Source organism: Sphingomonas sp. ATCC 31555 (genome assembly GCF_000282895.1).
Lineage (GTDB): Bacteria > Pseudomonadota > Alphaproteobacteria > Sphingomonadales > Sphingomonadaceae > Sphingomonas.
Genome location: NZ_ALBQ01000003.1, coordinates 36,132 through 48,099 on the forward strand (window position 1 = coordinate 36,132; position 11,968 = coordinate 48,099).

At 65.1% G+C, this 11,968-nt stretch carries 10 protein-coding genes; 4 read left to right on the forward strand and 6 right to left on the reverse strand.

Translation table 11 applies throughout. From position 1 onward, the window contains the following. Positions 1–22 precede the first annotated feature (22 nt). The 5 genes from B215_RS0100935 to B215_RS0100955 all read right to left on the reverse strand — a co-directional run bounded on the left by B215_RS0100935 (position 23) and on the right by B215_RS0100955 (position 5,391). Positions 23–2,203 carry a xanthine dehydrogenase family protein molybdopterin-binding subunit gene (locus B215_RS0100935; protein ID WP_019367743.1) on the reverse strand — a complete coding sequence of 727 codons (2,181 nt, stop codon included), beginning with the start codon at positions 2,201–2,203 and terminating at the stop codon, positions 23–25. A gap of 51 nt (positions 2,204–2,254) precedes the next feature. Beyond that, positions 2,255–2,725 (reverse strand): (2Fe-2S)-binding protein, encoded by a 471-nt coding sequence (locus B215_RS0100940; protein WP_019367744.1) that lies wholly within the window; start codon positions 2,723–2,725, stop codon positions 2,255–2,257. 60 nt (positions 2,726–2,785) lie between these two features. Then, on the reverse strand, positions 2,786–3,247 hold the full coding sequence (locus B215_RS0100945; protein ID WP_037512691.1) for a DUF2147 domain-containing protein: 462 nt from the start codon (positions 3,245–3,247) through the stop codon (positions 2,786–2,788). Between the two features lie 40 nt (positions 3,248–3,287). Continuing rightward, on the reverse strand, positions 3,288–4,265 hold the full coding sequence (locus tag B215_RS0100950; protein ID WP_019367746.1) for an SDR family oxidoreductase: 978 nt from the start codon (positions 4,263–4,265) through the stop codon (positions 3,288–3,290). A 133-nt stretch (positions 4,266–4,398) separates the two neighbouring features. Further along, entirely contained in the window at positions 4,399–5,391 is a 993-nt protein-coding gene (locus B215_RS0100955) for an AraC family transcriptional regulator (protein WP_236704513.1), read from the reverse strand. Between the two features lie 469 nt (positions 5,392–5,860). Here B215_RS0100955 and B215_RS0100960 point away from each other — a divergent pair, with 469 nt between their 5' ends. Next, the gene (locus B215_RS0100960) at positions 5,861–6,652 is read left to right on the forward strand and encodes a MipA/OmpV family protein (RefSeq protein ID WP_019367748.1); all 792 of its coding nucleotides are present in this window, start codon (positions 5,861–5,863) and stop codon (positions 6,650–6,652) included. Positions 6,653–7,080: 428 nt separating this feature from the next. Here B215_RS0100960 and B215_RS0100970 read toward each other — a convergent pair whose 3' ends face one another. Beyond that, a complete protein-coding gene (locus B215_RS0100970; RefSeq protein ID WP_019367750.1) occupies positions 7,081–7,986 on the reverse strand; it encodes an SDR family oxidoreductase in 906 nt (301 codons plus the stop codon). A gap of 94 nt (positions 7,987–8,080) precedes the next feature. Here B215_RS0100970 and B215_RS0100975 point away from each other — a divergent pair, with 94 nt between their 5' ends. The 3 genes from B215_RS0100975 to B215_RS0100985 all read left to right on the forward strand — a co-directional run bounded on the left by B215_RS0100975 (position 8,081) and on the right by B215_RS0100985 (position 11,889). Continuing rightward, on the forward strand, positions 8,081–8,920 hold the full coding sequence (locus B215_RS0100975) for a helix-turn-helix transcriptional regulator (RefSeq protein WP_037512705.1): 840 nt from the start codon (positions 8,081–8,083) through the stop codon (positions 8,918–8,920). 183 nt (positions 8,921–9,103) lie between these two features. Continuing rightward, positions 9,104–10,426: an MFS transporter gene (locus tag B215_RS19360; RefSeq protein ID WP_082664485.1), complete on the forward strand. Its 1,323-nt coding sequence runs from the start codon at positions 9,104–9,106 to the stop codon at positions 10,424–10,426. A 707-nt stretch (positions 10,427–11,133) separates the two neighbouring features. Beyond that, positions 11,134–11,889 (forward strand): LytTR family DNA-binding domain-containing protein, encoded by a 756-nt coding sequence (locus B215_RS0100985; RefSeq protein ID WP_019367753.1) that lies wholly within the window; start codon positions 11,134–11,136, stop codon positions 11,887–11,889. Positions 11,890–11,968: the final 79 nt, after the last annotated feature.

The window sequence follows — 11,968 nt, forward strand, 5'->3', positions numbered from 1 at the left end:
CCCCTCTTCTGCAGGGCGAACCTTAACTGCTCATGGCGGGCGCGGAGCCGCCCGTCAGGAATGGCAGGCTCCGCGTCGGTAGGCCGGTCAGGGCGAGCAGGGCGTTGGCCACTGCCGGCGCGATCGGGGCGACGCCGGGCTCGCCCATGCCCGTCGGCGGTTCTGCCGAAGGCAGGATGTGCGTCTTGACCGCCGGCATCTCGTTCAAGCGAACAATGGGATAGGAATCGAAATTGGTCTGCTCGACGATGCCATTTTTCAGCGTGACAGCGCCGTGAAGCGCTGCGGACAGGCCGAACCCGATGCCGCCTTCCATCTGCGCGGCGATCTGGTCGGGCGAGACCGCGATGCCGCAGTCGACGACCGCAGTCACCCGACGGACAAAGGGCCGGTTGCCGTCCAGCCGCACCTCAGCCACGTGGCCGACGAAGGTGCCGAAGCATTCGTGCACGGCCATGCCGCGCGCCCAGCCTTGCTCGATCGGCGTGCCCCATCCGGCGAAGCGGCAGAGCGTGTCGAGCACCCTGATCCGCCGGGCGGCACCTGCCCTTCGGTACAGCGCTCGGCGATACGCTGCAGGGTCGCGACGCGCGCGGCGGGCGAGCTGATCGACGATATGCTCCATCACCATCGCTGAATGCGAGTGACCGACCGATCGGAAGAAGGCGACGGTGACGGGCAGCTCCGGTGTGGTGATGCGGCAATCGACTGCCGAGGCCGCCGCGAAATAGGGTGATCTCGCCACGCCTTCGGCATTCTGCTCGTTCGCGCCGAACGGAACCAGGCGCTGCGAAACGATGTGGTGGCGCCAATCGGCGGGAAAGCCATCCGGTCCGAGCGCGATCGTCGCGCGGTGATGCACCATGGGCCGATACTGGCCGGCGGCCATCTCGTCCTCCCGCGTCCAGACCAGCTTGACCGGACGGCCGTTGGTTCGCCGGGCGATGCGCACGCATTCGACCAGATAGTCCGCCGATGCAACTCCGCGCCGCCCGAACGAGCCGCCGGCGGACAGCACCTCGATGCGGACCTTGCCGGGGATCGTGCGTGCCGCGAGTGCTGCCTGGACCTGATCGACGGTGGCGAGGTGGCTGCCCGACCAGATGTTGACATCCCAGCCCTCGACCTGCGCGACGCAGTCGAGCGGCTCCATCGGGGCGTGCGCGAGATAGGGGAAGTCGAACGTCGTCTCGAAAAGATCGCCCTGGGGCGGCCGGCTGACGTCGCCCTTGGTCTCGAAGACATGGGCATCGGCCTGGGCGCGCCCTGCAGCGATGTCGCGATACCAGCCGGCAAGTTCCGGGGAGGACCGCCGCTCCGCCGCGCCGTCGTCCCATTCGATCCGCAGCGCATCGCGGCCCGACCGCGCGGCGAAGCTGGTCTGCGCAACGACTGCGACACCGGTCTCGATGGCGAAAATGTCGACCACGCCTTTCACCTTTCGCGCCGCACGATCGTCGAAGCGGGCGAGCGTGCCGCCGAATCGCGGGCTGTGTGCGACCATGGCGACCAGCATGCCGGGCAGCTGGATGTCCTGCGTGTAGACCTGGCGGCCGGTGCTTTTGGGCAGACAATCCTTGCGGCGCACCCGATCGGTGCCGATCAGCCGAAACTCCTTCTGCTGCTTGAGCGCCGGCCGTTGGGGCGGGGTCTGGCGGGCGGCATCGGCCAGCAGATCGGCAAAGTGCGTCGAGCGACCGGACGCAGGATGCGAAACGATGCCGTCGCGCACCATGATCGCGCCGCGCGGGACCTGCCAGCGCAGCGCTGCGGCATCGACGAACATCGATCGCGCCGCCGCACCCGTCTGGCGCAGCCGGCTCCAATGGCTGGCGACGGCCCGCGAGCCCGCGGTGATCTGCGGCCCATAGGCGGCGAAGTTCACCGGTGCGGCCGCGATGCGCACGCGATCCCAGTCCGCGTCCATTTCCTCGGCGATCATCGCCGCCAGCGCGGCGTGGATGCCCTGGCCCATCTCCTGCTGCGGGTTGACGATCGAAACCCAGCCGTCAGGAGCGACGCAGATATAGGGCCCGAACGGGCCAATCTCCATGTCCGGGCCGCCGGCCGTGAGCAACGCACCTGCGGCCTGCATCGGATGGGTGGCGGTGTAGCCGACGACCATCGCGCCGCCCACCAAGCCACCGCCAAGGATCATCTTGCGGCGCGTGAGCTGAAAGCGCGGCTTGGATTCGTCGTTCACGACCTTCTCCTTTTCGGTGGCTCAGGCTGTCGGGGCGCAGGATGCGCAGCCTCATGATCGATTCTTCGCGTTCGCGGCCGCCGCGTCGTGGATGGCGGCGCGAATCCGCGTGTAGGTCGCACAGCGGCAAAGATTGCCGCTCATCGCCCCGTCGATGTCCTCGTCGCTCGGCGACGGGATCGCACGCAGCAGCGCCACCGCGCTCATGATCTGCCCGGACTGGCAGAAGCCGCATTGCGGCACCCCGCGCGCCAGCCAAGCGGCAAGAATCGCCTGTGCTTCCGGGCCGTGCACGCCTTCGATCGTCTCGATCTGCGCAGACGTCGCGTCGGCAAGCGCGATCGAGCAGGATCGCACCGGCTGGCCATCGAGGTGGACCGTGCATGCACCGCACTGGGCCTTGCCGCACCCGTATTTGGTGCCGGTGAGCCGCAGCGTATCGCGCAACACCCAGAGAAGCGGCGTGCTGCCATCGTCGTCGACCCGACGCACCTGTCCATTGACCGTTAGTGAATAGGCCATCTTGCTGCCTCGCACTGTGGAAGGGTTGGGGCGCCTTGGCTCCCGGGGGCGGTCTTGGCGTTAGTTCGAGACGCGGTTGAAGCGGATCGTGCGGCCCAACATCGGCGAGCCCATATAGGCCCGCATCTCCAGCTTGCCGTCGGCCAGCGTGAGCCTAGCGGAAGCACGCCGGCCCGACGTTCCATCGTAGAGCGTGCCGCCTTCCCACCGACCGGCATGCGCGTTCCATTTCAAGTTCTGGAGGATGGTAATGCCCTGGAGCGAACGGGTTCGAAGCGACGGATCGGGATTGTGGACATCGCGCTTGAAGGTCTTGCCATCGGCCTCGACTGCGCGCTGGCCCCACAGCAACCGACCAGCATAGCCGCCATCGCGTTCGAACATCTCGATCTTCATCTGACCGTTCTCCGCCTGCCAGATGCCGGCGATCGTCGGCGCGACCGTCTGCGCGGCGACCGGGAGCAACGTTGCCGGCGAAATCGGCAGGGCAACGAGCAGCATTGCTCGAATGGCTACAAACATGAACGATCCTTTCCGTGAATGGTGCCGTCTTTCGACGCTGCTAGGCGGCCGGGGAGGAAGCCGTTTCCCCGGTGTGGCGCAGCGGAGCAGAGGCGCCGATGGCCTGTTCGAACGTGACCCCGGCAAGCGCTTCGGAAACTTCCCAGAGGCGGGTAGCGGTGGCGGCGTCGAGCGCCAGTGGCGGCACCTTCGCGACCGTCGGATAACCGCGCACCTCGGCAAGACCATCGGGGCCGTAATAACCGCCGGGCCGTGCCTGCGCGGACGTCGCGGCAAACAGCGTCGGCAAGGCGCCACGCTCCACCGGCTGGAACAGAAACGGCAGGAAGGATCGGATGCGTCCCTGCACGCTGCCGCGGCCGGGGCCGTTGTGCAGCAGATCGGTACGCGCCACGCCCGGATGCGCGGCGATGCTGGCAATGCCCCAGCCCGCGGCGTCGCTTCGCCGCTGAAGCTCGAAGGCAAAGATCAGGCAGGCGATTTTCGACTGGGCATAGACCGCCATCGGCCGGTAGCGCTGCTGTGCATCAAGGTCGTCGAAGTCGATCGCACCCCGTGCTGCCACGATGCTCGATACCGAGACCACGCGGGCCTGCTTGCCCTTGCGGAGCAGCGGCAGAAGATGCGCGGTGAGCGCGAAATGGCCCAGATAGTTGGTGCCGAACTGCAGTTCGAAGCCGTCCGCCGTGACCTGCCGCCGCGGCGGGACCATCACGCCGGCGTTGTTCACGAGCAGGTCGAGGCATTCCTGATCCTCGCGCAACCGCTCTGCAAAGGCAGCGACGGATGCGAGGTCTGCAAGATCGAGCATCTCGAACCGGATGTCGGCGCGCGGCGCCTCGCTGTGGATGCGGCGAACCGCATCGGCACCTTTGGCCGCATTCCGGCCGGCGACGATCACGCGCGCGCCGGCATGGGCGAGTGCCAGCGCGTCCGCGAGACCGAGGCCGCCGGTGCCGGTGACGACCGCGGTGCGGCCGTGCTGGGAGGGGATGTTGGAGGTAGTCCAGCGGGTCATTGCGCTCACCTTTCGAAGGGACGTCGTGGCGTCGTTCGAAACAACTACGCGCGGCCGGGGCGATACCCCATGCCGAAACCCGCGAGTTTTTTGCCCGATCCTCCAGGCCAACGGCGAATTGCGACGTGGCCGCTTACCGCGTCCCCGCCGCGAGCAGCGCCCGGAAGTTCATCACGTCGCGCTTCGGTGCCGTGCCGAAGGACCGGGTATACTCCCGGCTGAACTGCGACGGACTTTCATAGCCGACCTGGTAGGCGGCGTCCGACACGTTCGTGTTTTCCGAGACCATCAGCCGCCGCGCCTCGAGCAGGCGCAGTTGCTTCTGATATTGCACCGGCGACATCGCGGTCATCGCCTTGAAATGCTGATGGAAGGACGACACGCTCATGTGCGCCACCTCGGCGAGTTGCTCGACGCGCAATGGCTCGCTGAAATGATCCCGCAAATAGTGGATAGCCCGCGCGACGCGTTCGGCCTGCGTTTCGGGGAGTGCGAGCTTCGCGACTTCGCTGCCATAGGGGCCGGTGAGCAGCCAATAATAAAGCTCCCGCATCGCCGCGGGAAACAGAACCGGCACAGCCTCCGGCATCTGCGCCAGGCGGGCCAGGCGGGTGATGCATTCGGCGAGCATATCATCGACTTTCCCGACGAAGACGCATGGGCCCGAGCCGGCATTCGGAACCGGCGGGTTGGCAAGCTGCTGCAGCACCTCGCGCAGCACGGCTATGTCGAAGTCGATCATGATCCCGACATAGGGGTCTGCCGGCGTGGCGCCGACCATGCGTCCGCTGGCCGGAACTTCAAGGCTCACGACCAAGCACTCCATCTCCGCATACCGAAGCGTCGTATCGCCGAACAGGATTTCCTTTGCACCCTTCAGCACCACGCAGAGCGACGGCCGGTACAGGTTCTGGACGGGCACTATATCCTGGAACGAGCGGACGATGTGGATGGCCGGCATCGGTGTCTGGAACCGGCCTTGGCCACCGCCCTTGGCATCGATGAAGTCCATTACGGCGCTCAAGAGCGTCGACGGTGTTCGACGGGCCAGGGAGGCGGGTTCGCCGATTCGCACCTCGCTTGTAGGAAAAGGCAAGATTTCCGCGCTTTTCGGCATTCTGGTCATCGGTGGATCCTTCTAACTTGAGCGTGCCAGATCAAGGTAGATGACCAGACTATGAACGTTTCAAGGCCCTCGTCAACATAAAGCACACAATTGATTCAAAAGATTCCTTCCCCCTGCAAATTATCACCCGAACAAAATGCGATGATCTTTTGATATTATCGGAGAGCTAAACTTCGTGTGAAGTATATCATTGATCATAAGATAATCAATACTGCACTATGATAGAAATACTTCCGATATTACCTCCGTTCAATCGGTATCGGATGCCGTATCGAAAGCGGCAAGCCATGCCCGACCTACCGCTACGAAAAGGCTGAATTTCGACAAGGCGCGGGCTCCCCCTTTCGCGCCCTTGTTGAATCGGCCGCCTGAAAACTCCCCGACGGGCGGCCGAAGCGCTGCCGCGGGCGATCGGCCGTCGCTCCGGTCGCCCGCAGTTGCTGCACACCCCAAGCATAAGGATGATCCGATGCGCTATTCCGTTGCAATGATACTCGCGTGCACCGTCTTCCCGTCGACCATCGCCACCGCGCAGGAGGTGCCCCCAGATACCTCGCCACACGGCCAGATCGCGCTAGGCGCGGGTGTGGCGCCTCGGTTCGACGGCTCGGGCGACCTTCGCGTCATTCCGTTCGTGCTCGCCGACATCCGCTGGCGCGGCGTGACGTTCGAGGCGCGCGGGCTGCGCGGGCGCATCGACCTCGCCGCCGACCCGCGCTTTTCAATCGGCCCGGTGATCGGCGCCAGGCTCGATCGGAGCGATGCCGAAGGGCCGGTGGGGCTCCTCCCCGAGATTGACACCGCGATCGAGGCCGGCGGCTTCGTGGGGTATCGTCTGGGCGGCGACCGGATCGGCCAGGGCGCGCTCCAGCTGGAGCTCTCCGTCGTCAATGACGTGTCGCGCACGCATAACGGGCTGCTCGCGACGGCGAGCGCCAGCTATATGGCGGTGCGCAGTGCGGACAGGTTCCTCTCGGTCGACCTGCAGACCAACTGGGCGGACGCAGACTATACTCGGACCTATTTCGGTGTTTCCCCACAGGGCGCGGTGGCCAGCGGCCTTTCCGCCTATCGGCCCGCAGCGGGTTTCCGGGACGTGGGCGCGGGTATCAGCGCAGGATATTATTTCGATCGCCATCTCGGCCTGATCGGGCGATTGGGCGCAAACTATCTCGTCGGCGATGCTGCCGGCAGCCCGATCACCGAGCAGGGCCGGCGTTGGCAGCCGCTGGGCGGCCTGACGCTCTCGTACCGCTTCTGAGGTGCGCGGGTGCCCAGTGCCAGCGTCGCAACGCACGCTTACGCTCTCCTATCACCCCAGCCCGAAACGTTCGAAAGCCGGTGGGCACCGCTTGTCGCAGCAGCGATCGCCGTGGGCCGCTTGCCAGGTGAGCCCGATGTCGTGCTCCGGCCGACCACCAGGCGGACGCTACGGGCTTTGATCCTTGGGGCGAAAGCACACTGCCCGCTGGCTGACCCGCGCCTTGAAGTGCTGCGCGCTATCAGCGCCTCGCTGGCCAGAGGTGCCGGAGCGATCGGGCGGGAGCTGATGGCCGCCGCCCAGGACGTCGGCTGGTCGATCGGAGATTTGGGGAAAGCCTTTCCTGGCGTCCCGATGCCACTGCCGTGACGACAAGGGGCGTGGCGTCGCCTCAGCGGAAAGCGCCACGCCCTTTATGCTGCCGTCGATCAGTTGGCGGTGGACGGTGCCGAATAGTCCATGGCTTCGAGATCGGCGATCAGCCCCGGGCAGGTCGGGGTCCAGCCGAGCTGATCCCTGGTCCATTCGCTCGATGCGGGCCTGTCCTTGCCGATGAAGATCGACAGCCATCCTAAATGGCCCGGAGCCTGCTCGGGCGAGAGCGAGACGATCGGCAGGCCCAGCCCGGTGGCGATGGCTTCGGCAATGCGTCGGAACAGAACGCCTTCCTCCGCAACGGCATGATAGCGCGCTCCTTTCTGGCCGCGATCGAGCGCGCGCGCATACAGGTCCGCCACATCCCGGACGTGCCCGGCCGACCAACGGTCGCCTCCGTCGGCGACATAGGACGCACAGCCTTTTGCCCGCGCATGGTCGATATAAGGCGAAATAAGCCCCTGCTTGACGGGATCGTGCACCTGTGGAAGCCGCACGACCCGAACATCCACCCCCGCCTGCAGCAGCGCCTCGCCCGCCTGTTCCGTGGCAACCCGCGGGATGGGGTGATCTGCGTTGAACACCGCCTCCACGGCGACATCACCGGGGCGCGCCTCCCCCATCGCAGTCGCCGAGGTGATCAAGAGCGGGCGGTCCGACCCTTGCAGCACGGAGCCGAGGGCTGCGATCACGCCGCGATCGGCTTCGCAGTTTGCCAGGTATCTTGCGAAATCATGGTCAAAGGCCGTGTGGATCACGGCATCGGCCTGCTCGGCGCCGGCACGCAGGCTATCGAGATCCCCAAGCGTGCCGCGATGGGCGTCGGCACCAAGCTCGGCGAGCATTCGCGCGCCGGCATCGGAACGGGTAAGGCCAAGCACCTGATGGCCCGCTGCCAGCAGTTCGGGAAGGATATGCGAGCCGACAAAGCCAGTCGCGCCGGTGAGAAATACACGCATCAAAGTGTCTCCACAGTTGTTCGGGGGACACCTTGTCGCTGCACCTGCTATTCTGTTAAAGTAGTTGTCTTATACTGATATAATCTTCAACAGGATAAACGGTGTGACCAGTCCTCTTGGGGCCTTTCTCCGCGACAGACGATCGCGCATGGATCCGGCCGCGTTCGGGCTTGGCGGCGGGCGACGGCGCACGCCCGGGCTGCGTCGCGAGGAAGTCGCGCAACGCGCCAACATCTCCCCGACCTGGTATAGCTGGCTGGAACAGGGCCGCGGCGGCGCGCCTTCTGCCGATGTACTCGACCGGCTTGCCAAGGGCCTCATGCTGACTGGTCCCGAGCGCGAGCACTTGTTCATCCTAGGCCTGGGACGACCGCCGGCGACGCATTATGCGCGCTCCGACGGCGTGACCCCGCGCCTACAGCGTGTGCTGGACGCGTTGCCACGCAGCCCGGCGATCATCAAGACGGCGACGTGGGACGTTGTGGCGTGGAACGCTGCGGCGGCCGCGCTTCTCACCGATTATGCCAAGCTCCCGCCCGAGGAGCGAAACGTCCTCCGGCTGATGTTCACCAACACACGCACCAGAGCAGCGCAGGACGATTGGCGCACTGTCGCCCGCTATGTCGTGAGTGCGTTTCGGGCCGACGCCGCGCGCGCGGGCGCAGGCAATGAAATCACGCGGCTCGTCGAGGAACTGTCGCGGCTGAGCCCCGAGTTCGAAGCGTTGTGGCGCGAAAACGATGTCGCGGGTCATGCGGACGGATTGAAGCGCCTGCGACACCCGGAGCACGGGTTAATCGAGCTCGAATTCTCCATGTTCGGCGTCGACGGCCGTCCTGATCTGGGGATGCTGGTCTACAATCCCGCCTCCGCGGAGTCCGCCCGGCGTATCGACGTGCTTATGACGGAGGCTAACCGATCATTGTCAGTCTAGCCGGTTCCTCCAAATTTGTTGTCTGATCGTCTGAACTTGTCGGCCCCTGCTTCCATCGACGTCGAAACTTGTCCATCGGACCCGAAGGATGCGGATGATGTGGCGCTGTCCTGTGCAACAATCGCGCGCCACGTTTAGCATCGCCTCGGCTGCTGCCGTCTTCAGATTCCGGAGTCGAGTGAAATGTCCCCATCCGCGCAGACGAGGGTGAATGCGGTGCCGGAGGCAGGGGCCGGCACCTTCACCGGAAGGCGTGCCGGCCTGTTGCTCGCTTCGCTGTTCCTGGTCAGCGTCTTCGCGCAAATCGATCGCATCCTGCCATTCATCCTGGCAGAATCGATCAAGGCCGAACTGTCGCTCTCCGACACCCAGCTGGGGCTCGTCACCGGCATTGCTTTCGCGGTCTGCTACGCGCTGCTTTCGCTGCCGCTGGCGCGCGTCGCCGACCGCGGCTCGCCGCGTCGGCTACTGGTCGCCTGTACGCTCCTGTGGAGCGCGATGACGGCGCTTGGCGGCCTCGCGACCGGCTTCCTGGTTCTGGCGATGACTCGGCTGGGCGTCGCCATAGGCGAGGCAGGAGCGGTGCCTGCGGCCCATGCTCTGATCGCACGGCGCATCAGGACGGAGCGGCGGGGAACGGCGATCGGCATCTTCGCCTTGGGCATCCCGCTGGGCGCGATGGCCGGGTTCGGGATCGGGGGAGCCGTGAACGACGCGTTCGGCTGGAGGGTTGCCATGCTCGGCGCCGGCGCGCTGGGCGGCCTGGTGGGACTGATCCCGCTGGTCGCGGTGGGGTCCACGCCCGTTCGCGGCGCGGGATCGGCCCGCGCACCGGCGTATCTGTCAGCGAGCATGCGCCTGCTCGCGTGTCCGGCCTTTCGGTGGCTGTTCGCCGGCGCTGTAATGACGGGTCTCGCTGCGGCGCCATTCTACGCTTTCGCTGCGCCGTATCTGATCCGCACCCATGGCTTCTCCGCCACTGAAGCAGGGATGGCGTTCGGGTTGCTGCAGGGCCTGACGGGTATCGTGGGCACCCTGCTCGGGGGGCGTAGCTTCGACCGGGCAGCAAGGGCGGGAACGGGATATCTGCGCTTGCCCGCCGCACTGTTCCTGCTCGCCAGCGCGACCATGCTGGGGGCGCTGATGGTCCCCACCGGGTGGGTCGCCGTGACGCTGATGGCACCGGCAATGTTCGCGTTCGCCTTTGTAGTGCCCAATGCGTTCGGCAGCGCACACCTCGTCGCGAGAAGCGGGAATGAGGCAATGGCTTCCAGCCTCGTCCTGATGGGTACCAGTTTGATCGGGCCGGCGTTCGGCCCGCTGATTGTTGGCATTGTCAGCGACTGGGCGACGCGGGCTGGCCTTCCCAACGGCCTCGGCATCGGCCTCTTGATCGTTCCGATGGCGAATGTGGGCGCTGCGCTCACATGTCTCCAGGCGGACAGGCGCATTTCGCGACGTGCTCCATTGCCGGCCCAAAGGCCGCCGGATGCCGGCTCCCAATAAATCTTGTCGTGTATCGTCCATCTTAGGGTTGCGACCCATAAACGGGATTCCCTGCGGCGTGAGAAATGTAATTCATCCACCCCGTTGATGTGAGGGTGATTTCTTTCTGAACCATGAGCAGTGTTCCGTACAAGACGCTATAGTATCGGCACAAACGCTGACCGAAGAACGGTTGTGGCAGCCGGGGTTCGAAACCTACAGGCAACTGAAATGAGGGCCCATCTCCGGTCGTACTCCGATCGCTAGTCCGAGAAGCGAGAAAGCGCCGGAAGTCGGCTTTTGGCGAGACCTGCCATTCGAAAATTGCGTTGAAACGACCGCAAAGTCCCACGATCCGGCATTCGCTTGCGGCGACAGTCGACCACCTCCAGTCGTTCGATAACCCGGTCGGAACGTCCGCTCGTAACAGTATCTGCCATTCCCGTTTTGCCATCGGCCATCGGCCATCGGCCGATCATTCGGGCAACGATGAAACAGCGCCCAAATGGAATACTGCCCGCGAGGAGCTGCCGTTGCAGATCTGATCCAGGTCGGGCAAAATCCCGGAGCACGCAACCGATTATGAAGCGCAATCTGGAACGAAATGAATGGGACTCGCTTTCGCCACGTCTCGCGTCCGATGGAGGGCCGGGCGCAATCCCGACAGTCGCCAGCCCCGCCCCGAAGCCACAAGCGAGCAAGGTTGGACCGACGTTCGGCGTTTCGGCTTGGCTGCGGGGATCGTCTTCGTTGCCTATTCCGCCACGCTTTGCGTTGCGAACACGCTTTCGCTGCCGGATGCGATGATCGCGGGCGCGGCGAATACCGTTCCGACCGTCCTGTTCGGCACAGCCGCATGTTGGATCCTCGTCGCGAGCATCGCCCGCAAGGGACCAGCTTTTCAGGTCGCGGCGCATCTGATCCTTTGCACCTGCTTCGCGTTTTTGTCCTATTGGCTGCTGTTGGTACTGCTCGGGCTGGCCGGCGGCGTCTCGGCCACGCAATTCGAGGTCCGGCCGTTCGTCAGCCGAGCCATGGCTTGGCAGACGCTCCTGAATGTGGCCGTCTATGGCATGATCGCTTTATGGGCTCATAATCGGCCCAGCCGGGAGGACGAGACTCCCGTTGCCGTGGCCGGTCGGGACGAGGCGCGCGAGACGCTGTCCCGCTATTTCATCCGCAGCGGCGACGATGCGGTCCCGGTCGAAATCGAATCAATCGTCTCGATCTCCGGAGCCGACGACTATGCCGAAATCAAGACAGCGGGTGGCCAGCATCTGGCGCGCATGACGCTGGCGAGATTCGAAGAACTGCTCGATCCTGCGCGCTTCGTCCGCGTGCATCGCTCGCGAATTGTGAATCTCGATCATGTCGCGCGCATCGAACCGGCGGGAAGCGGGCGTCTCCTCATCCATATGGACGATGGCGACACGATCAGTGCCAGCCGCGCCGGATCGGTTCTGCTGCGCGAACGCATCCTCTGACCGCAAGCAATCGGCCGCTCGCCGGCTATCGCGGCGATTGGCCGAATTTATCTCAGCCCGCTCACGCCGAAGCTAGATG

Coding starts and splice junctions, on each gene's coding strand:
- B215_RS0100970 (WP_019367750.1), bottom strand. CDS start 7,986: ATGCGTGTATTTCTCACCGGCGCGACTGGCTTTGTCGGCTCGCATATC.
- B215_RS0100940 (WP_019367744.1), bottom strand. CDS start 2,725: ATGGCCTATTCACTAACGGTCAATGGACAGGTGCGTCGGGTCGACGAC.
- B215_RS0100955 (WP_236704513.1), bottom strand. CDS start 5,391: ATGACCAGAATGCCGAAAAGCGCGGAAATCTTGCCTTTTCCTACAAGC.
- B215_RS0100945 (WP_037512691.1), bottom strand. CDS start 3,247: ATGTTTGTAGCCATTCGAGCAATGCTGCTCGTTGCCCTGCCGATTTCG.
- B215_RS0100960 (WP_019367748.1), top strand. CDS start 5,861: ATGCGCTATTCCGTTGCAATGATACTCGCGTGCACCGTCTTCCCGTCG.
- B215_RS0100950 (WP_019367746.1), bottom strand. CDS start 4,265: ATGACCCGCTGGACTACCTCCAACATCCCCTCCCAGCACGGCCGCACC.
- B215_RS19360 (WP_082664485.1), top strand. CDS start 9,104: ATGTCCCCATCCGCGCAGACGAGGGTGAATGCGGTGCCGGAGGCAGGG.